We start from the raw sequence: 24,020 nt of genomic DNA on the forward strand, positions 1-24,020 counted from the left end.
TCCCTGATGCCTGACGCCCATCCTGAGAGAACGTTTCTGAACTGATTTCTCAACTGCTCCTGCGCGCTAACGTCGCATCAGAGCAATGCTATGAAAATGATCCCCAGAGCGTGGTTTAACCGCTCCCGTATTCTGATGAATGCTGCCGAAAACATAACGTTTTCGGCGAACGATCCTGCCGGTGAAAGCTCGCCGCGGTCAGAACTCTTTTCGACCGTCCAGATGGAACGCTACGGCCAGAAGCTGGCGCGGACTCATAAAGTATCACCGGATAGGCATCCTTATTATCTTCTGAAACGGCTTGGCGACAATGAGGCCGTCATTACCCAAAACTGCTATGAGCTTAACGCGGGTAAAAAGACCAGTATCATGCCCGCCGGTGAATGGCTGCTGGACAATTATTATCTGATTGAGGAACAAATCCGCACTGTCCGCCAGCATCTGCCGAAAAGCTTTGGCAAAGGTCTTCCGTCGCTTGTATCGCCGTTGAATTGCCCACGAATTTATCATATTGCATCAGAGGCCATTGCTCACGGCGATGGCCGCTGGGATGCCGCCAGCCTGACCAGCTATCTCACTGCCTATCAACAGGTGACGCCGCTGATGCTGGGTGAAGTCTGGGCGTTACCGGGAATGCTGCGCCTTGCGCTGATTGAAAATCTTCGTCGTATCAGTATGGAAGTGATAAAAGCGCAGCAGGACAGAAACCTTGCCGATACGTGGATAACAAGGATTGTCGAATGCGCAGAGAGTGCGCCTGGTGATTTAATTATGGTGGTTGCCGATATGGCGCGCTCCCGACCTCCGTTAACCAGTGCGTTTGTCGCAGAGCTGGTGCGGCGCCTGCAGGGGCATGGCAACGCGCTGTCGTTACCTCTGACCTGGGTTGATCAGTGCCTTCGGGAACAGGGGATCACCACTGACGTTCTCATACATAGTTTCAATCAGCAGCTTGCCGCCAGCCAGCTGTCCGTCAGTAACAGCATCGCGGGCCTGCGATTATTGAGTGAAACGGACTGGGCTGATTTCGCCGAAACGATAAGCGTTGTCGAACAGGCATTACGCAATGATCCTGCCGGCATTTATCCCCGTATGCACTTCAATACCCGGGATCATTACCGGCACGTAGTTGAGGTTCTGGCCAGAGACAGCGGTCTCAGCGAGCCTGAGGTTGCTGAGAAGGTGCTGGCGCTTTCAGAGGAAAAAGCGCCCGATACACCGGAACATCATGTTGGTTATTATCTTGCGGGCGAAGGTCGACAGGCGCTGGATATTCATCTCCTGGCAGACGCCTCAAGGCTCATACGCTTGCGGCACAGTTTCAACAGAATAACCCTGCTGTCATGGCTTGGAAGCCTGGCGTTGCTGACAACCGCAGCGACCGCAGCAATAATGCACGAAACCGCCATGCAGGGCGCAGACTGGCTATTGATCGCGGTGATATTGCCTCTGATTATTGCTTTAACTCAGTTAATGAGCGATTTACTCAGTGATGCAACCACCCGTTTTCGCGTTCCTCGACCCTTGCCGGGGATGGATTTTTCAGCCGGTATTCCCGCTGACAATGCCACCATGTTAGTCATTCCCTGCATGTTGACCAGCCACGAAAGTTTCAGCCAGCTCCTCACCAGTCTTGAAGTTTGCTGGTTGGGGAATCAAAACGAAAATCTCAGGTTCGCGCTGCTCACAGACTTCGCTGATTCTGAAAATGAACCCTCGCCGGAAAGTCACGCGCTGCTCAGACAGGCTATCGCCGATACGCAGGCGCTTAATCGCCGCTACCCCTCCGGCCGACCACGTTTTTATCTGTTACATCGTCAGCCTGAATGGAACCCCTCGGAAGGAGCGTGGATGGGCTATGAACGCAAGCGGGGAAAACTGGCGTTACTTAACAGCTGGTTGCGCCATCCCGGAACGCAATTCGTCAGCGTTGCAGACATGCCTGCCCATCTTTTACCGGGTCACATAAAATACGTCATTACCCTGGACAGCGATACGGTGCTCCCGCGCGATACGGCACACAAACTCGTCGCGGCGATGGCCCATCCGCTGAATACGCCAGAGTATGATCCGGTACGCCAGAGGGTTGTCAAAGGATTCGGTATTTTACAGCCCGGTCTTGCGGAGGAGATACCACGCAACGGTCAGGGGCGTTACGCAGCCCTGCGCAGCAGCGTACCGGGCAATAACCCTTATTCGATGATGTCTTCGGATATCTATCAGGATCTCTTTGGGGAAGGCTCGTTTGTGGGCAAAGGGATTTACGATGTTGATATTTTTATGCAGGCCACTGCCAACATCTGCCCGGAAAATCTGGTACTCAGCCACGATCTGCTTGAAGGATGCTATGCACGTTCGGGTCTGCTGAGCGAGGTGTTACTCTACGAACAGTACCCTAATAATTATCTGTCGGATGTTGCACGACGTTCACGCTGGATCCGGGGTGACTGGCAACTGCTTAACTGGCTGAAACCACGCGTCAGAAAAGCCGATGGAACCCATGTCAGGAATCCGCTGACCGCGCTTTCTTACTGGAAATTACTCGATAATCTACGTCGCAGTCTGGTCGCCCCCTCTTTACTGATATTGCTGTTCTTCACTCTGCTTTGGGTACCCAATCCTGTTTACTGGCTGGGCATACTGTTGCTGATATGGCTGTTGCCAGCCATCCTCTGCATCAGCCATGACCTTCTGCATAAACCTCTGCGTCGCCGCGTGAAGCCGCATCTGTTACTGGTGGGGGCGGGCGCGCTGAAGCGTTTGTCAGGTATCAGCCTTAATTTTGCGATACTGCCGCACGAAGCCGGATATTCGCTGAAAGCGATCGCCGTGACGCTATGGCGATTGGGGATCAGCAGGCGTCACCTCAGCCAGTGGGTCAGCCACAGCCAGGACAGCGATCGTGCCAGACCCGCTGTTGCAAGCTTTTATCAGGCCATGTGGATAAACGTTGCCAGTGGCGTGACGCTGACAATACTGACCGGACAGTTTGCCCCACAGCTGCTGGGGATTGCGTTACCGATCGGTTTGGTATGGTGTGTGGCCCCGCTGCTGATGAGCTGGCTGAGTCGCCAGCCCGTGCGTAAGGTGTTTTCGCCAACTCAGGAACAAAAACAGCTGTTACGCCAGACAAGCCGTGAAATCTGGGCTTTTTTTGAAACGTTTGCCACAGAAAAAGAGAACTGGCTTCCGCCTGATAATTATCAGGAAATACCACAACCGACGGTGGCACACCGAACTTCTCCTACCAATATTGGTCTTTCCCTTATGGCTAACCTGACGGCATGGGACTTTGGCTACCTGCCCGGCGGAGAGGTGCTCCGGCGCGTGTCGCTCACGCTCGACACGCTGGATAAAATGGAACACTACCGGGGCCATCTCTACAACTGGTATGACACCCGGACACTGGTCCCCCTCAGTCCACGCTATATCTCAAGCGTCGACAGCGGCAACATGGCCGGGCATTTGTTGACCCTGCGTGCAGGCTTGTCCGCCATGCGTCATCAGCCTGTTTTAAGCAGCCAACAGATACTGGCAGGACTGAACGATACGCTGGATATTCTGGAAAAACAGTGGGGTAAGAACCCACCTGACAGCCTGAGACTGCTGCGCAAGCATTGCCTGAACGCGGTGTCGCTCTCTCCGCAGGCGTTTTTCAGCGAACTGAAAAGCATGCGCACCCAGTGTAACCATCTGACCAGCGCATGTCATCAGGGATCTCCTCTTCAGATGCGCTGGGCTGGACATCTGGAGCATCAACTGGTTCAGCTTTGCCATGAGTGGTCTCTGTTGCTTGGCTGGTTACCTGCATGCTGGAATGAACAGACGCTGCCGACGCTGAGCGAGCTTGCCCGTCCGACATTAACCGGTACAGGAACGCCTCCGGCGTTAGCGGCGGAGCAGGCCCGAATGCGACTCAATATTATCACCGAGCTGGAACAGCGGCTGGATGAGCATGCCCGGATGGATTTCGCCTTTCTGTACAGTGAAGCAACCAGTCTGCTCAGCGTCGGTTATAACTGTGACACCAATATGCCTGACAAGAGCCACTACGATCTCCTGCCGTCTGAAATCCGGCTGACCAGTTTTCTTGCCATTGCGACTAATCAACTGCCTCTTAAAAGCTGGTACGCGCTGGGTCGACTGTTTACCTCGATTGATAACGAAACTGCCCTGATGTCATGGAGCGGGTCCATGTTTGAATACCTGATGCCGAATCTGGTGATGCCCACCAGCCCCGGCAGCCTGCTCGATGAAATGAGTCAGTCGGCGGTTATGCGCCAGATTCACTGGGGGAAAGAACGCGGGGTACCGTGGGGTGTTTCAGAGTCTGGCTATCATGCTTTTGATGTTCAGCATAATTATCAGTATCAGGCATTTGGCGTACCGGGTCTCGGTCTGCGCAGGGGGCTTGCCGATGACATGGTGGTTGCTCCTTACGCCACGCTGCTGGCGCTGATGGTTTCCCCACAGAGAGCCTGTGAGAACCTGTTCAGGCTGCAAAAAAATGGTGCACGCGGAGAATACGGTTTTTATGAAGCGCTGGACTATACCCCCTCACGTCTTGCAACCGGCCAGCTCTATGCGGTGGTACAGTCCTGGATGGCGCATCACCAGGGTATGGCATTTCAGGCGCTGGCTCATGTGCTGCTTGACGCCCCCATGACTGAACGCTTTATGTCCAGTACGGTATTCCGGTCAGCGAGTCTGCTGTTACAGGAGCGCGTGCCGGATGCGGTCGATCTGTACAGTCCGCGCCGTCATTTTGAATCTCATGAGGGCAGGGTCAAACCCGTCCGCTATGAACCCCGTATTTTCTATAGCGTGGATACCCCCACCCCGGATATTCAACTGCTGTCCAACGGCCATTATCATCTGATGTTGACCGCGGGGGGCGGTGGTTACAGTCGCTGGAATGATATTGCACTAACCCGCTGGCGCAGTGATACCACCCGTGATAACTGGGGAGCATTTTGCTACTTCCGCGATACCCAGACGGGAGATGTGTGGAGCAATACCTGGCAACCGACAGGCTACACCAGCGGACAAGACGAGGAAGTGTTATTCACCGATGCGGGGGCAGAATTCAGACGCAGCTTCGGGGGACTCAGCGTCAAAACTCAGGTGGTGATCTCTCCGGAGGATGATGTTGAATTGCGACGGCTCACACTGATTCATCGTGGTCGCAAACCTCGCTCTCTGGAGCTGACAACCTATGCTGAAGTGGTACTGGCACCTGATGTCAGCGATCTGGCACACCCGGCATTCAGCAATTTGTTTATTCAGACTGAGCTGGCTCCTGAGCGTGACGCTATTCTTTGCCACCGGCGCCCGCGCTCACCGGATGAACCGGGCCCTTGCCTGTTTCACATGATGGTGGTGCACGGCGATAACCGACATAACGTGTCGTTTGAAACGGACAGGGCAAAGTTTATTGGACGTGGCAGAAACCCTGCGAATGCACAGGCAATAGAGACGGGAGGGATGCTAGGCAACACGTCGGGCTCGGTGCTGGATCCGATACTGGCAATTCGCAACGCCATCATTCTGCAGCCGGGGCAGCCGGTTACGATTGATATCATTTATGGCATCAGCGAGACCCGTCAGCAGAGCCTGGCGTTGCTGGAGAAATATCGCGATTACCCTATCGCCGATCGCGTCTTTGAACTGGCCTGGTCTCACAGTCTGGTGGTATTGCGCCAGATGAACGCCAGTGAAGATGATGCCACGTTGTTCAATAGTCTCGCCAGCGCTGTGCTTTACCCTGTCCAGGAGCTGCGCGCCGAAGGCCAGGCGATCGGCCGCAACCGGCGTGGCCAGTCCGGACTGTGGGGCTGGGCAATTTCAGGGGATCTGCCGATAGTGCTGCTGAGTATAACCAGCGAGGAAAGTATCACCTCAGTGACCACACTGATTCAGGCACACCGTTACTGGAGACAGAAAGGGCTGGATGTTGATTTGGTTATCCTGAATAACAGCCCCGGCGGCTACCAGCAGGGATTACAAAATCAGATTATGGAGTTAATTTATGCCGGGTCTGAAGCCAGTCTGCTGGATAAAAAGGGCGGGCTTTTTGTCCGGAACGGTGAGCATCTCTCCGCTGAGGATAAGTTGCTTTTGATGAGCGTGGCCTGTCTTTATCTTGATGACCGCGCAGGGGGTATTAATGAGCAGCTTAACCAGCGTATTCATACCCTGAAATCGCCGGCAAGGGCATTCATTCCGCGTGCTGTGCGCGACCGTAATCAACATACGGACTGGAGCCCTGATACCAGTCAGTTATGCCATTTCAATGGGTACGGTGGATTTTCTCAGGATGGGCGGGAGTATCAGATCGTCCTTCGGGAAAATGCGCTTACACCGGCTCCCTGGTCGAACATACTGGCAAATTCTCGTTTTGGCTGTGTGATCTCAGAGGCAGGGCAGGCCTATACCTGGTATGAGAATGCCCATGAATACCGGTTGACGCCGTGGGAGAACGATCCGGTGAGCGATCGCAGCGGCGAGGCATTTTACCTGCGCGATGAAGAGAGCGGGGAGTGCTGGTCGCCGACGGCTTTACCTGTTCGCGGACACGGTGATTACCTGACCCGCCATGGTTTTGGCTACAGCGTTTTTGCCCATCGTGAGAGTGGTATAGACAGCGAGTTGACGGTCCTGGTTGCTGAAGAAGATCCGGTTAAACTGGTGCTCCTGACGCTCAGCAACTCTTCGGGACGGACACGTCAACTTTCCGTCACAGGCTATGTAGAGTGGACGCTCGGAGAAACACGAACGCGCTCAGCCCCTCACATTGTGACACATGTGGCCAGAACGCCCGGCGGCTGCGGGGTGCTTGCGAATAACTTTTATGGTGATAATGGTGGCGGCCGAACTGCATTTTTTGCCGTCAGCGGTAATGACTGTTCTCTGACAGGGGATCGCCGGGAGTTTATTGGCCGTAATGGTTCCCTTCACGCCCCTTCGGCCATGAAACTGCAAAAGCTTTCTGGTAAGACGGGGGCCGGTCTGGATCCCTGCGGAGCGGTGCAATCGGCGGTTACATTAATTGACGGGGACCAGAGGACGTTTATTTTTATCCTCGGCGCAGAGGAGAATGATGTCTGTGCTCAGGAGACGCTGGCCCGCTACATGAACGAGGATACGGTCCGCCAGGAGCTGAACCGGATTCATAATCACTGGCACAATGTTCTCGATAAAATCGTAGTTAACACCCCCGACACGTCCGTAAATTTACTGGTTAATGGTTGGCTGTTGTATCAGACGGTCGCCTGCCGTCTTATGGCCCGGAGTGGCTACTATCAGTCTGGCGGTGCATTTGGTTTTCGCGATCAGCTGCAGGATACGCTGGCTCTGAGCCACGCTGCTCCGGACCGGATGCGTGAACAGATAATACTCTGTGCATCACGGCAGTTTATCGAGGGGGATGTGCAGCACTGGTGGCACCCGCCACACGGCAACGGTGTGCGTACCCGCTGCTCCGATGACTATCTTTGGCTGCCGCTTGCTGCTTGCCACTATGTTGAAACAACGGGGGATATGGATGCACTGGAAATACGCATTCCTTATCTGGAGGGACGCTCGCTTCAGCCTGGTGAAGAGTCTGTCTATGACACGCCGGTCATCAGCGGCACCGAAGAGACACTCTGGTTACACTGCGTCAAAGCTATTCACTATGGACTTCGCTTCGGGGAGCATGGCCTGCCGCTGATGGGGGCTGGTGACTGGAATGACGGGATGAACCGGGTGGGTATCGAAGGCAAAGGTGAAAGCGTCTGGCTGGGCTTCTTCCTGTACGACATTTTGCAGCGGTTTGCAGCGCTGGCGGAGCGCAGGCTGGATGAAAGCGTCGCCGCGATGTGCCGTTCACAGGCTCTGCGCCTGCAAAGTAATCTCGAAGCCCACGCCTGGGATGGGGAATGGTACCGGCGCGGGTATTTTGACGATGGTACTCCCCTGGGATCGAAAACCTCACAGGACTGCCGGATTGATGCGATTGCGCAGAGCTGGTCTGTATTGTCCGGCGCCGCGAGCCCGGGACGGTGCGCAAAGGCCATGCAGGCGCTGGATAAGCACCTTGTGGATAACGAAGGAGGGCTGATCAAACTGTTAACGCCTCCTTTCGACGGACACGGTCCAAATCCGGGCTACATACAGGGGTACCTGCCCGGCGTGCGGGAAAACGGAGGGCAGTATACGCATGGCGCCATCTGGGCAGTGATGGCCTTTGCCCGAATGGGGAATGCCGAACGAGCCTGGCAACTCTGGTCAATGCTCAGCCCTGTAAATCATACCCTGAATGCGGACTCTGTCGGGATTTATAAAGCTGAGCCTTATGTCATGAGTGCTGATGTCTACAGCGTCGCTCCCCATACCGGACGTGCAGGGTGGAGCTGGTATACCGGTTCCGCAGGCTGGGCCTGGCGTTTACTTACCGAGGAATTACTGGGGATAAAACGTTCCGGCACTGACTTTAGTGTTCATGCCAGGTTACCGGATGAGTGGTCGTCTTTTTCTATGGCATATCAATATGGTGAAAGCCATTATCAGATTAGTGTTTCACGCGGCGATGCAGAATATTGCGTGACGCTGGATGGTGTTCTCCTCCCTGATGACAGAATACCGCTGAAGGATGATGGACAAAACCATACGGTTGAGATCATTCAGAACTGACACTGATCCCGGAGGTGCATTAACGTCTGCCGTTAATGCGCTGATTATCCCTGAGAACATCAATCGCAGTCTGCATGGCGATTTTGTCATCCCGCCTTTTTTGTTTGTCCTGCATGACCTGAAGGTATTCCAGCAAGGTGCGGGTATTAATCGGTCGGCCCTGTTTACCCACAGCCAGCACGGCTTCGCCAAGAATAATTTTCACAGGCGGTAGTTGTGCCGGATACCAGTCAAGGGTGTCTTCTGATTTCATCTTAAATTTCTCACGGAAGGGTAGTGTACCATAAATCAGACGTTCAATTTTCAATATCTGATAACCTCATTCAGACACAACTTAACATAACTTATGCCAGTTATTTTTATATTAAAGCGTATAATAATTACTATATTTCTCAGAGAATTATTTATGTCTTATACAAATGGGCTCAGGTATTTTAAAGAAAGACCGGTTCATGTTGCCTGCCCGGTATGCGCATACAGAGCCGATCAGAAAGCAGGTAAACTAAGAAAAGATGCGGTTCTTGAGTGCCCTGCCTGCGGACTGTTGTTCAGACCTTCAGAATGCTGGTGTATCGGCGGCTGAACGGCTTCTGCCACGTAACGTCAGTGATGTCGGAAAATGACAACGTTCCTCCTGTACTGCAGTTGTCGAGGGTATGATAATGAAATCTAAAAAATCTGTTTTTATTGAAGGACATATCCTGTCGAACAGCTGTCACGGGCAGGCTGGCCAACCTTTCTGTATTCACCGGGTCAGGTTTAGTAATGGTAAATATGCGATTATTCGGGTGGCATCCGGGATATGTTTCAAACCAGGGGAAATTATTCAACGAAACGATTGTGAGTGGTTTTATAAACTTACCAAAATTCGGCTTCTTTCTTTTGAGTACCTTGATGATGATGAATCAAGAAGACAATTTCTTGAGTATCAATGATAAAACATGGATTTATAACAGAATAACTTTGCTGGCTTACAATTCATTCCTGACTCTTTAAATTCTTTACCAGTCATTGCAAAGTTATTTTTTTCTGAATTTAGATGACTTTAAATTGTCTAAAACAAAATGTATCGCTAAAGACAAATTGCTTCATTGTTTTCCTTTTGCGTTATAACCTTCATTAGCATTAAGGAAATTTATGGCACAGACTTTTACTCATAATTTACTTCATCCTCGCCACTGGCTTACCTGGTCTGGTTTGGGTCTGCTGTGGCTTCTCGTTCAACTTCCTTACCCGGTTTTACATACTCTGGGCTCTGGCCTTGGAAAAATATCCAGACCCTTTCTGAAACGCCGGGAAGGAATTGCGATTAGAAATATCGAACTGTGCTTTCCCGAGATGACACCGTTTGCCCGGAGCCAGATGGTCAATAAAAACTTTGTTTCTCTCGGGCTGGGACTGATGGAAACAGGAATGGCCTGGTTCTGGAGCGATGCGAGAGTCAAAAAATGGTTTGATGTCGAAGGGCTTGAAAACCTGACCGGCGCGACAAAAGGAGTAATGGTTGTCGGGATTCATTTTATGTCCCTTGAGTTGTGTGGAAGAGTAATGGGGTTATGCCATCCTATGATGGCAACGTATCGCCCACACAATGATCCATTAATGGAATGGGTACAGACAAAAGGTCGTATGCGTTCAAATAAGGCTATGATTAATCGACGTAATTTATCAGGTTTTGTTCATGCGCTAAAAGCAGGTGAAGCCGTTTGGTTTGCACCAGACCAGGATTATGGGTCTAAGGGAAGCGTTTTTGCACCTTTTTTCTCGGTAAAAAAAGCAGCCACGACGAACGGAACGTATGCTCTGTCAAAACTCGCTGGTGCACACTTGATCACACTTAGCATGGTTCGACGTAGCGATAAAAAAGGTTATCACATGTATATCAGCAATCCGTTGGCAGGTTATCCAGGGGAAGATAAGGTCGCCGCAGCGGCTTATATGAACAAGATCATCGAGCGTGAAATTCTCCGTGCTCCTGAGCAATACCTGTGGATGCATCGCAGGTTCAAAACGCGTCCTGAAGGCGAAGTCTCTTTATACAAATGAACAACTCAACTTGTCATGAGCCAGAATCTATCTTTCTTGCCACTGCGTATTTGTAAAAATGCAATAAGGAATTTTCGATCGGATTCATGTTAACGATGGCTTGACTGACAGCCAAGGTTAATCAATTGAACCGGTTCGGATTTGAAGGTCCGTTTTTCGCTCAAAGCACAAGTAAGGTAGCGTTACAGGGAACATACAATGTTCCCATTTAATTCTCGTATCAGCGTTTATTCAGGTCCGGCTGAGAGCCTTCAAAGGCTCGTGGTTCTTTTTCCCACCGGTTAATGACTAATGGAGCAACAACATTTCCCAGGACGTTGAGGGTTGTTGTTCCGCTGTCAATAATACGGAATATCCCGGCTATCAAGGCAACGGCGTCAAGCGGTAATCCCGCAGACGCCAGAGTGGCTGAGAGAATCAGAATGGCAAACCCCGGCACACCGGCTGCTCCTTTCGACGTTAGCACCATTGTGACAACTAAAATGATCTGTTGCATCAGCGTCAGGTCAATGCCGTAAAGCTGAGCCACAAATATGGTCGCCACACCGAGAAATATCGACGCGCCGTCAAGATTAAAAGCATATCCCACGGGCACCACAAAGCTGACGATCCGACCCGGTACGCCATAGCGTTCAAGCTTGTACATCAGCTGTGGCATAACCGCTGCAGAAGCGGCGCTTGAGAATGCCAGCACCAGTTCCTGACGAAAATGTTTTATCAGCTTAAAGACGTTTTCCCCGATCAGCGCGCAGATACCGCCCAGCACGATCAGGGCGAATAAAACCAGACCCAGATAAACGGTGCCTACAAGCTTAATCAGCGGCAGAAGGGAAGCGAAACCAAAAGTGGACACGGTGGCACCAATCATGCCGAAGACGCCAACCGGCGCGTAGGCCATGACAATGGACACCACCCTGAACATGCCATCTGATACGCTTTGGAGAACGCTGAGGATCGGGGCTGTTTTATCCCTGGGAAGGCCATTAAGCGCCAGGCCAAACAGCACGGCAAAGAACAAAACTGACAGCAGTTTGCCCTCGGAGAGCGCAACAAACAGGTTATCAGGAACGATATTCTGGAGAATAATCAATGCGCCCCGCGCCGGCTCCATTTTCATGTGTCCGTCGCCGTGCGCCATTCCCTGAATACTGGTGCCTTCGCCTGGGGAAATAAGGTTAGCCAGCACCAGTCCAAAGATGGTGGCCAGCCCCGTGACGATAAAGAAGTAACCGAGCGCTTTCGCGCCCATTCGTCCGAACGACTTGTTGTCACCGCTTCCGGTTATGCCCAGAATCATGCAACAGAAGACAATAGGCACCACGACCATTTTCATCATTTTGATGAAAATATCGCCCAGCGGTTTAAGGATTTCGTGGCTGACCCACTGCTGATACTCAGGGTGCGTATTAAAATACCATCCCACAATTATTCCAAGTACAAGTCCAATAACTATCTGCCAGACCAGTGTTATTTTTTTCATTACGCCCTCAGTTTAAACAGGGGCAACTTCTGCCCGAAAGAGGCAGAAGCCACGCTTAAAAAATTCGGGTGAAGGAGTGGTATGGCACGGCCTCAGGCCGTGCCGGGTAATCATTTTGCGAAAAGCTGACTCATATCCTTGAACGCTTTGAACTCAAGCGCGTTGCCACAGGGATCGAATAAAAACATGGTGGCCTGTTCTCCGACCTGTCCCTTAAAGCGGATGTAAGGTTCGATTACAAATTTGGTGTTAAATGATCTGAGGCGTTCTGCAAGTGCCTCCCATTCCTCCCACTTCAGGATGATGCCAAAGTGCGGGACGGGTACGTCGTGACCGTCGACGGAGTTGGAATGCACGCTCTCCTGCGATGCGGTTTTAGGATGTTCGTGAATGACCAGCTGATGACCGTAAAAGTCAAAGTCAACCCACTGTTCGCTCGAACGGCCTTCACTCAGGCCGAAGGTCTCGCCGTAAAAACGACGTGTTGCTTTCAGATCATAGACAGGAATCGCCAGATGGAAGGGGGAAAGGCTCATTTATGCATCCTCAGTAAGAAGATCAGCCTGCTTGCGGCAAGATCGATAATTTAGGGAGGCGTAATGTTCAATGCACAGCCGGGTTTCAGTACTTTCCCGCATTAACATTACCGTCACAAATGAGCTTATGGATAATTTAATTTGATTAAAATCAATTTATATCTTTATATATAACAAATAATATTTGTGTATCGTGAGCGCGATGATCCGTGAACTGAAAACGTTTCTGATGGTGGCAAAGGAAGGGACCTTTGCGGCGGCTGGCAATAAAATTGGTCTGACGCAGGCGGCCGTCAGCGCCCAAATGCAGAGGCTGGAGGCCGACTTAAACTTCCCGTTGTTTGACCGGTCGGGGAGAAACGCACGTCTGAACCAGAAAGGGCTACAACTGATCTCTCAGGCACAGGAACTCCTCGCGTTGTATGACGGGCTGGGTGAGCGACTGAATTTGGCTACCCCCGGTAAGACCATCACGATAGGCGCAATTGCCTCAATACAGCGTACGCTGCTGCCGGATGCGCTGACGGCGTTTTGCAGACACAGCGCCGGCTGCCGTATCCGCGTTATACCGGGCCTGTCGATGGAACTGATTAACCTTGTGGACGCCGGTGAAATAGATATGGCCGCGGTGCTGAAACCTCCGTTTGCGCTGCCGACAGGGCTGCAGTGGAGTGCGCTGGCACATGAACCTTTTCACCTCATCGTGCCGAAAAATGTGGCAGGTAACGATATTGCCGCTCTGCTGAGCGACCAGCCTTTTATCCGCTACGATCGTTCGTCCTTCGGTGGACGCCAGGTTGATCGCTTTCTTCGCGAAATGAATCTCTCGGTCAACGAAATCTGCGAGGTGGACGAGCTGGAGGCCATCCTCAAGCTCGTCAGTAATGGCATGGGGGTTGCTCTGCTGCCCCGGACGGCCAACTGGCGGCGCTGGCCGGCCTCCGTCAGGGCCATCGGTCTGAATGAGAAGGTTTTTTACCGGGACGTCGGGCTTATTCACCGCCCGCTTGAAAACCTTGACGATAACGTCAGGCGGATCTCCGAGCAGATTATCCTGCAGGCGGGGCGGTAAACTCGACCGGCAACAGCGTGAGACTCAGCCTTGCGGCTCTCCGGGCGTTTGCAGCGGCGCGTCCGGCACGTCCAGCGGATCGCCGGTAGTGTAAAAGTGGCCGCCCGCGATATAGTGCAGACTTCGCCAGTCCGCCGCTCCCCGTTCAAATTGCCAGTGTCCGTCCTTAAAAGCGCGACTGTCAGCCCAGGCCGCTTTTATTTCTCCGATGAATAAATCATAGGCCTGCTGGGTATGTGCTTCAGGGATGAGTTCGCAATACAGCCACGCGGCACATCCTGACACCATTGGCACATCCGCGCCGGGCAGTTCAAACAGCAACACCCCGGACTGAGCGAGTTTATCCGCTTCGCAGGACAGTGAATGTGAACCGAGGTAGTGCACGAGTGAGGCCTGGCCTGCCACCGGGACCTGAATAACAAAGGAACGGCTTTTTTCAATCAACCCGCGGGTGAATGCGGTCTTGTCCAGCACGACGGTCAGTCGCGCCGGTTCGTAATCCAGGGCGCAGACCCATGACGCAGCCATGACGTTGTCCGTTCCGTTATAGCGCGCAGAGACCAGCGTTGCCGGTCCATGATTTATCAGCCTGTAGGCCTTTGCTGGCTCTACGGGCACAATGTAGTCAAGCATTTCCGGGCTCCGTTAATACGTTACAGGTTTTCAAGGTAGGCAGCGAGGCTGCGGTGGCCTGACGCTATCAGCTCCAGAACGCTCGCCTCCATCGCTTGCACCTCGTTGCGGGACCGGGCTTCAAAACTCGCCTGCCAGGCAATGACCGTTTCGTCGCTATCGCTCAGAGGAATGAGGCTGACTGTTGCCACATAGCCATCTACGGCCAGCGGGGCTTCAATAAAGCGATATGAGAAGGCCCGCTTACCTGCATCCAGCATGAGGAGCTCTTCGCGCAGGACATCGCCGTTTTCAAGTACCAGTCGGCGCCGGCAGCCCGGGCGACCGTCGGGCTGATTATCTTCGATTTCGCTGCTGCAGATAGCAGGATGCCAGTCGCTGATGCGTCCGAACTGGCTGAGCGTCTGCCATACGCGGTCCGCATGGGCGTTAACCACGGCATTAAAGTTCACTACTGACATTACGGTTCCTTCTTAATCATTCATCTTCAGAAAATTATCTTGCAGAATTTATTTCACCCGCAGAAACAATATGAATGCCCGACCTGGGTGTGGTCACAGCTCTGAGGAGATGGCGGGCTATGTCTTCAGCCGGGCTGAGCTGCCAGCTGCGTGGCAGAACCGGCGATAAGAGCCTGAGCGCCTGCTTCAGCGCCGTTTCACCCGGGCGGGATTCAGCCCGATCGCCGGCAATAACGCCGGGACGGACCAGCGTCAGTGAGGGGAAATTTTCGTGCCTTAGCGCCTGTTCAAGCTCCCCCTTCACCCGGTTATAAAAGAATCGGGAGCCGACATTTGCGCCGGTCGCCGAGGTCAGCGCGAACGCTGAGGCGCCGCCATTACGTGCCAGCCGGGCAAACATCAGAGGATAGTCATAATCAACCCGCCGGAATGCCTCCCGGCTGCCGGCTCTGGCAATTGTTGTGCCGAGCGCACAGATAACCGCGTCAACGCGCCACTCCAGAGCGTCAGCGTCGGGGGCATCAAAGTCGATCAGGGGATTAATAAGCCGGGTATGGCCTGTGGCGCACCATGCGAGAGGTTTTCGCGTCGGCGCAATAACGGTACCGATGTGCGGGCTGGACATCGCCTGTTGCAGGACATGACTGCCCACGAGCCCCGTTGCACCGAGCAGCAGTAGCCGCATATCCGGTTCTGAATCAGCGGACCAGTCCATCTCAGCGTTCCGCCATCTGCTGAACCGCCTTTCGTACCGGCACCTCACCGTCGGTCAGCTCAATGATGACGCGGCTGACGCGGGGCTGAGCGATAATTTCAGCCAGCGTGGCCGCCACGTTATCCCGGGCGACCTCCCCGTAAGGTATGGCCAGCCCGGCGCGGACATATCCTGAACCTTTGTCATCCAGCAACAGGCCGGGGCGCAGAATGACCCAGTCCAGCGAGCTTGCGGCCAGCACGACTTCTGCCTGCTTTTTCACGCGCATATAGTTTTCAAACGACGCCGAGGTGGATTCATTTCTTGAAGCCTCCGGAAAGGCCGAAACCAGCAGGAAGCGGGAAATGCCGGCCATCGCGGCCGCCTCTGCGGCCGTCTTAAGCCCTTCTCCGTCAATGGCGTTCGTCATTTCCGGGCCACCTTTGCCGCCGGCACCGGCCGAGAAGACAACCACATCGCAGCCTCTCATCATGGTCGCCAGAGCCGCGGCATCCAGCTCCGTCAGGCTCCCGCTGACGGGCTTTGCTCCCTGCAGACGAATCAACTGCGCTTGCTCCGGCTGACGGTGCAGCGCATGAACAGCGTGCCCTTTCTCCGTAAGAATTCTGGCCAGGCGCCGGCCCACCTTGCCTGCGCCGCCGATAATAAACACCGTACTCATGGATAACTCCTTTGCGAGACCTGTTTTTTGCTAAAAAACTGCCGCCAGTCAGCCCGTAAACTGGTGATAGACTTTCGCAATCACCTGCCAGCGACCGTCGATGCGGATGAGGGTCAGGTAGTCGTTATAGTCGGCGCCGATAGCATCCTTTTCCATGTCCACGCGCACCACCGCCGTGGTCGGAGTGATGGCCAGCACATCCAGATGCGTTTCAATCTCTGGCGCACTGCCGTTTTCACGGACGAATTTATACAGGTTGTCGACAGACCCTCCCAGCAGTTCACCGTCAGTAAAGCCATACATGACGGCGTCCTTGTGAAACGCTTCTGCCACCGTTTCGGCGCAGCCTTTTTTCAGGCCGTCAACGTAGCGACGCGCCGTGTCGAGAACGGCCTCATAGGAAGAAACAGGGACGGTTTTGATATTCTGGCTCATGTTTTTTCCTCTCTGGGTTTCGCCGCGTCTGGCGGTCAGACGCGACGGATGAAGGGAGAATGGCGGATGTCAGGAAGCGGCGTGGGTATGGTAAATTTTGCTCACTACGATCCAGCGCCCGTTGACCTTCAGCAGGTTGAAAAAGTCCGTAAAACGGAAGCCTGAAATATCGTCGGTATCGATACGCGCGCTTGCCGCGGTGCCCACGATGTCGACGTATACAATGGCGGCCTTCGCCTCCGGTGAAGGTCGGAACGCGGTATCGATGGTGTCGAAGAGGCCCTGGATCGGACCGCCCGTGAGATTTGCATCAGCGTCAACACCAAAAATCGTGGCCTGGTCGCTGAAAGCGGGCTTCATTACCTCACTCTTTGCCTGCTTTCCGCCTTCGTTATATTTGCTGAGGACTTCCACGATAGCGTTATATTCCTGCACATAAGTTAAGTCGGTCATATCATCTGTCTCCGATTGTGTTGTTACGGGTATCCGCACGGATGCCCGCTATGCGGTTGAAAATCTTTTTTATGACAAACAGTAGCATCAGACCCGCCACAGCAACTGCCATGCCGGTTAACACATCCGCTCGCTGTAAAATATCCCCGGCGCTGAAACCGCCGTGCAGAAGCACCTGGACGTCAGAAATAACACTCCCGGCAGCGGCATACACATACGTGCCGGGGATCAGGCCAAACACCGTCGCTGCGGCGTACTTTCGTAGCGATACACCGCTGACCCCAAGCACGTAATTTAGCGGCGTGAACGGCAGGACCGAGCTCAGACGTAGCAACAAGATCAGCAGGAGGGCATTGTTATGCGACAGTGAAAGCAGGGTTTTCAGATAGCGGTTCCGGCCTGCAGCGCGCGATGCGACCGGAAATAACTGACTTTTACTGAGGCAAAACGCGACCAGAGCGGAGGTGGTGCCCGCCAGCAGAGCCAGCACGGCTCCTCCGATAGCGCCGAACAGCCACCCGGACAGCGCGGCCAGCAGAGAAGCCGGGAAAAACATCAGCGTGGCCGTGACAAAAATAACGAAATACAACACAACCCCTGCCTCTCCGGAGGACTGCAGATAATGGCTGAAGGAGAACGCGAGTTCTGACATAGGGGGCTCATATAATTGTGTAGTGGTCACTAAGTAATGTTATTATTGTATAGTGATCGCTATGTAATATGTCAAGAGAATGATTTTATGCCCGACATGAAGACGAAAAACGCAGGTGCCACTGGCGAGAAGCCAAAAGGCCGGCCGCGCAGCTTTGATCGTGACTGGGCCCTGCTCAGGGCGCTGGACATTTTCTGGCGTAAAGGGTTTGAGCCAGCATCGGTAGCCGAGCTTTGCGCTGCGATGGAAATCAATCCGCCCAGCCTTTATTCCGCCTTCGGTAACAAGGCAAAACTTTTCCTGGAGGCCGTGAGCTATTACGAGAGGGTCTACTGGAAGGCAACCTGGGAGCGGCTTGAAGAAGAGCCAGATATCACGCGGGCGATTGATAAGTTCTTCAGCGAAGCGGCTGATATTCTGCTTTCGCCTTCCGCACCTTGTGGCTGCATGGTGGTCCTTGCGGCCATCAACGTCTCTCAGGAGTCTGCTGACGTTGTGGAGGCGGTAAGCATACTCAGGCAGGAAGGAAAAGACCTGTTTGAAAAGCGACTGCGCAGGGCTGTACATGAAGAGCAGTTACCTGCAGGTACCGGCACCGCCGCGCTGGCCACCGCGCTGAATACGCTTCTGGAGGGGATGTCGATCGAGGCGAAAGATGGCGCCACACTGGAAAGCCTCAGAGCAACCGGCCAGTATGCGTCGCGTCTGCTGCCTTGCAGAAAACAGTGACCGCACAAAATGCGAACTGTAACACTAGACGACCGGTCAGTTTTATAGCTAAGCTATACGGACTATGAAAAAACAAACGGCTAACGTGCGTCAGCACATCATTGATGTTGCCCGAACGCTTATCACCCATAAAGGTTATAGCGCCGTCGGCCTTGCTGAGATTGTCAAAGCCGCTGGCATTCCTAAAGGATCCTTCTATTACTACTTCCAGTCCAAGGAAGAGTTTGCTGAAGCTTTGCTGGAACATTACTTCACTCATTATCTCGTTCAGGTTGAAGAGCAGTTGTGCGGCAGCCAACCCGCAAGAGAGCGGCTGCTGCGCTACTTTACGTTTTGGAAGGCCACACAGGGAGCAGATCTGCCGGAAAGCAAGTGCCTTGTCGTCAAACTCGGGGCAGAAGTCTGCGACCAGTACGACAAAATGCGAAGCGTCCTGGCAAACGGAACCCATGAGATTATCCTTAGGATCACGGCGTGCATACAACAGGGGCAGGAGGATGGCTCCCTGCCATCAGGTGTGGATTCAGAGGCTCTTGCAGAAGAGCTTTACCAGCTGTGGCTGGGCGCATCCCTGATGGCAAAAATTCATACGCCTGAACAGGCGTTCGACAAAGCAATGAGTGCAACAAAGCGGCTGCTCGCGTAGCCGCATTTTTTTCTGCCAATTTACTAGACGACCGGTCAACTATTTAGGAGTAATCATGACTGACAACAGTAACCGTACCGATCTCTTTTCCCCTGTGACTATGGGGAAACTTCAGCTGGCTAATCGTATCGTTATGGCGCCTGTCACCCGTAGCCGCTATGGTGAAGATGGTGTACCAAATGAGTTACATGCAACATACTACGCTCAGCGCGCCAGCGCTGGACTGATTATTTCAGAAGCGACAAATATCTCAGCTCAGGGCCGCGGATATGCGGCAACGCCGGGTATCTGGAGTGAAGAGCAGGTCGCAGGCTGGAAAAAGGTCACCGATGCCGTTCACGCAGAAGGCGGTAAAATCGTCTGTCAGCTCTGGCATGTAGGCCGTTTTTCAAGCGTTGAACTGCAGCCCAACGGCGAGCGTCCTGTCGCCCCCTCCGCAATCAAGGCCGAAGGCCAGACCTATACCGTCAATGGCTTCGTACCGGTATCGACGCCACGCGCGCTCGAAACCGACGAGATCCCGGGCATTATTGAGCAGTATAAGCGTGCCGCAGAAAACGCCCTGCGCGCAGGTTTTGACGGCGTGGAAGTGCACTCTGCAAACAGCTATCTGCTCGATCAGTTCCTGCGCGACTCAACCAATCATCGTACCGACGCCTACGGCGGCTCTGTAGAAAACCGCGCGCGCCTGACGCTGGAAGTCACTGAAGCGATCGTCAACATCTGGGGCAATGACCGCGTAGGCATCCGCCTGTCACCGGTAACTCCTGACGCAGGCAACACGCCGCCGGACAGCAACGTGATGGCGATGTATGGCTATCTCATCCAGCAACTTAACCGTTTTAATCTGGCATACCTGCACTTCGTTGAGGGTGCCACTGCAACGTCGCGTGACGTGCCTGCCGACGTGGATATGGATGCGCTGAGTGCGCAGTTCAGCGGTCCGTTCATCGGTAACAACAACTATGACCTCGAAATGGCGATCAGCCGCCGTAATGCAGGGGTCATCGATGCCGTTGCCTTTGGCCGCCTGTTTATTTCCAATCCGGATCTGGTTAAGCGTCTGCGTTATGGCGCCGAGCTGACCATCGCGCCTAAGGAAGCCTACTACGGTGGCGGCGCGAAAGGTTACACCGACTGGCCGGAAGCGAATTACTGATAAATACAACCGGCGGGATCTGCCCGCCGCCTGTACCTCATCCCAAAGGATAAGAATATGAATCATCTGCAGAACAAAACCGCGGTAATTACTGGTGCGTCATCGGGCATTGGTGCCGCGACCGCGCTGGAACTTGCACGTCATGGTGTGAATATCGTAGCCGCGGCACTTGATCAGACCGGTCTCGATAAGCTGGTAAAGGATATTGAGTCAGCCGGTGGCCATGCTTCCGGTCTGGTGACGGATGTGACTCGTCTTGAAGATACACAGGCGCTGATAAAGCATGCTACCGATACCTTCGGTACCGTTGATATCCTGATTAACAACGCCGGGCTGATGCTCTTTTCAGCCTGGAGTGACATCGCGTGGGACGACTGGAACAAGATGGTCGACGTCAACATCAAGGGCTATCTGAACGCCATTGCGTCCGTACTCCCGGTTATGCTCAGCAAAAGTGACGGCCAGATCCTGAACATGGCTTCTGTGGCAGGCCACCAGGTTGACGCCGGCGCGGGTGTGTATAGTTCGACCAAATTCTTTGTTCACGCCATGACAGAATCAATGCGTAAAGACCTGGGCGTGAATAAAGGCATCCGGGTCAATACCATCAGTCCTGGCGTAATTAACACAGGATGGGCTGATAAAGTGAGCGATCCGGAAGGGCGTAAGGTGGCGCAGGAGCTGACAAAAATTGCTATCAGCCCGCAGGATGTGGCAAATGCGGTGGTCTATGCACTCAACCAGCCCAGAAACGTGACCGTTAACGATCTCATCGTGTCCCCTACTAAGCAGAACTGGTAAATCAACAATGGCAGCCGGCTGGCTGCCACTTCATCTCTGAAATAAAAGTCGTCAGCCTATCGTCATCAGACCGACGCGGTCTGCAAGGCTTTAATTCCAGCCAGATAAACATCATTTTCCAGCACCCTGCGCATCTCGCTGCATAAGTCCGGTTTGCAGTTAAAAGAGGCTGACCAGACAACATGCGTGTGTCCCGGAGTGCAGGTTGGCAGCAGTTGAATGGTGGAGAGATAATTTTCAACAGGCAGAGGTGCTGTTTCAAAGGAATAGGTCAGCAGATATGCTTTGCTGTCTTTACGGATTAACTTTTCGGTTCCCGTGGCTCCGTTTCCAAGGGTTACGCGGCGAACGGCTCCTACCACATCTTCTGTGCAACCCTCTTCGAACTCACTGCTGACTACGGCAGGATGCCATGCTGACAGAGCGTGAAACTTTTCAATAATTTCCCAGACTTCTTCAATATTGCGCGGTATAACCAGCGATGCGACAGTGCTTTCCATGATTCTCTCTTCAATTTGATTACGACCACAAATCTTTTTGTATCGGTCACTATGTAATGTGTTTATATTTTTAGTGATCGATACATAATAAGTCAACTGGATTGTCTCTCAGCCAGATACTTTGAGTACTCACAAACGCTGATTTACTGATAATTAATTAACTCAGACCTGATAACTATCTACAACACTACTTCCGCTTTTCGCTCATAGCGGACAGTTTCATCTCTATGCGCTTCCATCAGCCTTTATTGGTTCATATGTGGCTTTCGATAGCTCCGCTGGTGCCAGCCTGTCCGCGAAACTTGCGCAGCAAACGCGCCGCGCATATACGGTTTGGGCTTACCTTTTATCAAACGCTTAGACTACGATTCGCCTGCCAAATTTTTTGGATAAAAGCCATCATTACCAAAGCAACATCGAAAAATGCTTAATTAAAAGTGCTCACGCCTGCATTCCCTTACCCCGTGCCAGATTAATTCTTTCAACGCATTCCCTAAACGCTTTAAGTTGCTCCGTAGAGAGTTCAGATTCATCAATTTTGACCAGAAGAGCGTTGAGAGAGCGTTCAATATCATTTTTAATTAGCCGTAAGCAGATAACCTTAACCCAACGTGGAGAAAGCTTACTGAGGCCAATTGCTCTTGTGATTTGAAATTTCATGCGATGCCTCTCAACCGCCAGTGTGCCGGTTTTCAACCTCGGTTATAACACGCAATGGACAGGACGTCTGTTATTCCTTCGCCTAAAATTTAGCATGAAGCGCTTAGCCTAGGATCAACCAGCTTTCAGCGAACATCAAATTTGGTTGCCCAGCCTGATGCGCAAGCGATACGTCATACCAGAGAGTTACTAGCTTAACTTATGGCAATTTTAATGATCTGATACAGGTTGGGATGTCAGCTTTGTGCCATGAGCAGACGTTCCTAATGTAAGTCCTTGCTAGTTAACGGAGAGCAGGTCGCAGCGGAGGATTAATATCAAACAATTCAAAATCGATACGGGAAAAACTCAAAAGCAGTGAATGGTTTTTGTTGCCCGCTAAAGTTGAACGAAACCCTTATCGAGTTGTGCTTACATCGTTGATGTCACCAAAAAAGATAGCAAGCGATTGTTCTATAATACAAATAATCTTTCGTTGAGGCTAACTGCAATCTTGCTGCCTACTAAGAGGGGAAAAGAAAAGATATCGGTACTTACATTTATTATAAAAATTCAGCATACTTTTTGATTGTAGCTTATAATGAATAAGCTTCTTATGAAGCACATGAATGGTAAAGCAACCTTTTCTGATTTTCAGAAACCGTGTTAAGCACACGGTTTTTTTTGCACGCACTCAAAAAGTTAGTGTGTGAATTTTAAAAGAAATATTAGAATTCTTTTTTTGCAATAAAATCGGAAATTCATGCAACCTCTACACTCATCTGCAGATGGTTATTTCTTTAAATCAAACGACCGTTAGATGACAAAAAATATTAAATGCGTCCATTAACTCTCGAAGAATTGCATATTGACGAAAACATGATCTTATTCTAACTTTATCAAGTGGTGAATCCCCCTCAGCGGCGGGGCGAACCAGTCAAAATGCAATATGCTCGCGTATCTCAGGACTGGTAAAGATACATCGGGAGGCACCCGGCACCACATCTTAACGTATCTTTATAAAAGAACATTTTTCCTTAAGCAGTTGTTCGATTTTTTTATACAAAAATCTAGAGGATTTTTTTCAAAAAAAAACGGGATAATCGACATCGAATATCCCGTCAAGAATTTCACATCGATAATATTCTTTATCTTCTTTATACAATATACACGACGAGCCATGATTAACAATCTAGTAATTCTTTTGTGTTATATATAAAACAATAACAAGAAAACTATTAATTTTTAAAATCAATTAAAGGGGAGGCTATTTTCTGCACAGCTAAGACTTTATGTTCCAATAGCGGGCCAGTTCTTACCAACATATCTCATCCCGACAATACAATCGCATTATCATGGATGGGCAGCAACGCTTGGTCTTGATGACACGCTGTAAGGCACTGATTCCGTGAGGAGAACAAAATCTTAACTGAGATACAAGAAAAGCAAGAATCTCAAGGGGATCCATCTTCTGTTTGGCCATAACAAACTGGAACGCACAGTCCGCTATCTGGGCATTGAAGTCGATGATGCGTTAGAGATATCTGAGTCGATGGAGTATAAGATTGTCAGGGCTATAACAGCAACCTTGCGCCATAAGCGGAAGTAAAGATTTCTAAGGCGATCAGGGTAGCATCACATCCCTGTATCTGAAAACGAAGTCTCAGGAAAAGTGCTCGCTTTGTGCAAAATATTTCTATGTTTGTCATGGTTAATTTTTATCTTATCA

At 52.0% G+C, this 24,020-nt stretch carries 21 protein-coding genes and 1 pseudogene; 10 read left to right on the forward strand and 12 right to left on the reverse strand.

Annotated features, from left to right (window positions below):
- Positions 1-90 precede the first annotated feature (90 nt).
- Entirely contained in the window at positions 91-8,673 is an 8,583-nt protein-coding gene (locus ACMGGQ_RS23375; protein WP_420290637.1) for a GH36-type glycosyl hydrolase domain-containing protein, read from the forward strand.
- Positions 8,674-8,692: 19 nt separating this feature from the next.
- On the opposite strand, the gene ACMGGQ_RS23380 is transcribed toward ACMGGQ_RS23375, so the two are convergent.
- Positions 8,693-8,926, reverse strand: a complete 234-nt coding sequence (locus tag ACMGGQ_RS23380; protein WP_004132711.1) for a hypothetical protein — start codon at positions 8,924-8,926, stop codon at positions 8,693-8,695.
- Between the two features lie 153 nt (positions 8,927-9,079).
- On the opposite strand from ACMGGQ_RS23380, the gene ACMGGQ_RS23385 reads away from it, so the two are divergent.
- The 3 genes from ACMGGQ_RS23385 (at position 9,080) to lpxP (ending at position 10,719) form a co-directional block, all read left to right on the forward strand.
- The gene (locus tag ACMGGQ_RS23385) at positions 9,080-9,256 is read left to right on the forward strand and encodes a YnfU family zinc-binding protein (protein ID WP_213842549.1); all 177 of its coding nucleotides are present in this window, start codon (positions 9,080-9,082) and stop codon (positions 9,254-9,256) included.
- Positions 9,257-9,335: 79 nt separating this feature from the next.
- Complete coding sequence (locus tag ACMGGQ_RS23390) at positions 9,336-9,608, forward strand: hypothetical protein (protein WP_016239704.1); 273 nt, start codon at positions 9,336-9,338, stop codon at positions 9,606-9,608.
- Positions 9,609-9,810: 202 nt separating this feature from the next.
- Positions 9,811-10,719: a kdo(2)-lipid IV(A) palmitoleoyltransferase gene (gene lpxP, locus ACMGGQ_RS23395; protein ID WP_023329314.1), complete on the forward strand. Its 909-nt coding sequence runs from the start codon at positions 9,811-9,813 to the stop codon at positions 10,717-10,719.
- 220 nt (positions 10,720-10,939) lie between these two features.
- Here the strand turns inward: lpxP and ACMGGQ_RS23400 are convergent, their stop codons facing one another.
- A complete protein-coding gene (locus tag ACMGGQ_RS23400; protein ID WP_348556752.1) occupies positions 10,940-12,199 on the reverse strand; it encodes a cation:dicarboxylate symporter family transporter in 1,260 nt (419 codons plus the stop codon).
- Positions 12,200-12,309: 110 nt separating this feature from the next.
- Positions 12,310-12,735 (reverse strand): VOC family protein, encoded by a 426-nt coding sequence (locus ACMGGQ_RS23405; RefSeq protein ID WP_004946583.1) that lies wholly within the window; start codon positions 12,733-12,735, stop codon positions 12,310-12,312.
- 202 nt (positions 12,736-12,937) lie between these two features.
- Between ACMGGQ_RS23405 and ACMGGQ_RS23410 the strand changes: the two genes are divergently transcribed.
- Positions 12,938-13,807: a LysR substrate-binding domain-containing protein gene (locus ACMGGQ_RS23410; protein ID WP_348556753.1), complete on the forward strand. Its 870-nt coding sequence runs from the start codon at positions 12,938-12,940 to the stop codon at positions 13,805-13,807.
- A gap of 24 nt (positions 13,808-13,831) precedes the next feature.
- Here the strand turns inward: ACMGGQ_RS23410 and ACMGGQ_RS23415 are convergent, their stop codons facing one another.
- The 7 genes from ACMGGQ_RS23415 to ACMGGQ_RS23445 form a co-directional block, all read right to left on the reverse strand.
- Complete coding sequence (locus ACMGGQ_RS23415) at positions 13,832-14,440, reverse strand: flavin reductase family protein (protein ID WP_420290638.1); 609 nt, start codon at positions 14,438-14,440, stop codon at positions 13,832-13,834.
- A 20-nt stretch (positions 14,441-14,460) separates the two neighbouring features.
- Positions 14,461-14,901, reverse strand: coding sequence for an SRPBCC family protein (locus tag ACMGGQ_RS23420; protein WP_342124039.1), 441 nt, complete (start codon positions 14,899-14,901; stop codon positions 14,461-14,463).
- Positions 14,902-14,935: 34 nt separating this feature from the next.
- Positions 14,936-15,616 (reverse strand): NAD-dependent dehydratase, encoded by a 681-nt coding sequence (locus ACMGGQ_RS23425; RefSeq protein WP_248059285.1) that lies wholly within the window; start codon positions 15,614-15,616, stop codon positions 14,936-14,938.
- A gap of 1 nt (position 15,617) precedes the next feature.
- The gene (locus ACMGGQ_RS23430) at positions 15,618-16,277 is read right to left on the reverse strand and encodes an NAD(P)H-binding protein (RefSeq protein WP_248059284.1); all 660 of its coding nucleotides are present in this window, start codon (positions 16,275-16,277) and stop codon (positions 15,618-15,620) included.
- A gap of 48 nt (positions 16,278-16,325) precedes the next feature.
- Entirely contained in the window at positions 16,326-16,712 is a 387-nt protein-coding gene (locus ACMGGQ_RS23435) for a nuclear transport factor 2 family protein (RefSeq protein ID WP_420290639.1), read from the reverse strand.
- A 69-nt stretch (positions 16,713-16,781) separates the two neighbouring features.
- A complete protein-coding gene (locus ACMGGQ_RS23440) occupies positions 16,782-17,165 on the reverse strand; it encodes a nuclear transport factor 2 family protein (protein WP_420290640.1) in 384 nt (127 codons plus the stop codon).
- Position 17,166: 1 nt separating this feature from the next.
- The gene (locus ACMGGQ_RS23445; protein WP_420290641.1) at positions 17,167-17,817 is read right to left on the reverse strand and encodes a TVP38/TMEM64 family protein; all 651 of its coding nucleotides are present in this window, start codon (positions 17,815-17,817) and stop codon (positions 17,167-17,169) included.
- Positions 17,818-17,904: 87 nt separating this feature from the next.
- On the opposite strand from ACMGGQ_RS23445, the gene ACMGGQ_RS23450 reads away from it, so the two are divergent.
- From ACMGGQ_RS23450 to ACMGGQ_RS23465, 4 genes are all read left to right on the forward strand, one after another.
- Positions 17,905-18,546, forward strand: a complete 642-nt coding sequence (locus ACMGGQ_RS23450) for a TetR/AcrR family transcriptional regulator (protein ID WP_420290642.1) — start codon at positions 17,905-17,907, stop codon at positions 18,544-18,546.
- Positions 18,547-18,610: 64 nt separating this feature from the next.
- Positions 18,611-19,192, forward strand: coding sequence for a TetR/AcrR family transcriptional regulator (locus ACMGGQ_RS23455; RefSeq protein ID WP_420290643.1), 582 nt, complete (start codon positions 18,611-18,613; stop codon positions 19,190-19,192).
- 55 nt (positions 19,193-19,247) lie between these two features.
- Positions 19,248-20,351, forward strand: a complete 1,104-nt coding sequence (locus ACMGGQ_RS23460; protein WP_420290644.1) for an alkene reductase — start codon at positions 19,248-19,250, stop codon at positions 20,349-20,351.
- 57 nt (positions 20,352-20,408) lie between these two features.
- On the forward strand, positions 20,409-21,152 hold the full coding sequence (locus tag ACMGGQ_RS23465) for an SDR family oxidoreductase (protein WP_248059275.1): 744 nt from the start codon (positions 20,409-20,411) through the stop codon (positions 21,150-21,152).
- 65 nt (positions 21,153-21,217) lie between these two features.
- Here the strand turns inward: ACMGGQ_RS23465 and ACMGGQ_RS23470 are convergent, their stop codons facing one another.
- Positions 21,218-21,652, reverse strand: coding sequence for an SRPBCC family protein (locus ACMGGQ_RS23470; protein ID WP_348556762.1), 435 nt, complete (start codon positions 21,650-21,652; stop codon positions 21,218-21,220).
- 441 nt (positions 21,653-22,093) lie between these two features.
- Complete coding sequence (locus tag ACMGGQ_RS23475) at positions 22,094-22,312, reverse strand: hypothetical protein (RefSeq protein ID WP_412730771.1); 219 nt, start codon at positions 22,310-22,312, stop codon at positions 22,094-22,096.
- A gap of 1,283 nt (positions 22,313-23,595) precedes the next feature.
- Between ACMGGQ_RS23475 and ACMGGQ_RS23480 the strand changes: the two are divergent.
- Positions 23,596-23,900: pseudogene (locus ACMGGQ_RS23480) on the forward strand (hypothetical protein); the annotation flags it as partial.
- Positions 23,901-24,020: the final 120 nt, after the last annotated feature.

Source organism: Enterobacter sp. BNK-13 (assembly GCF_048685015.1).
Lineage (GTDB): Bacteria > Pseudomonadota > Gammaproteobacteria > Enterobacterales > Enterobacteriaceae > Enterobacter > Enterobacter quasiroggenkampii.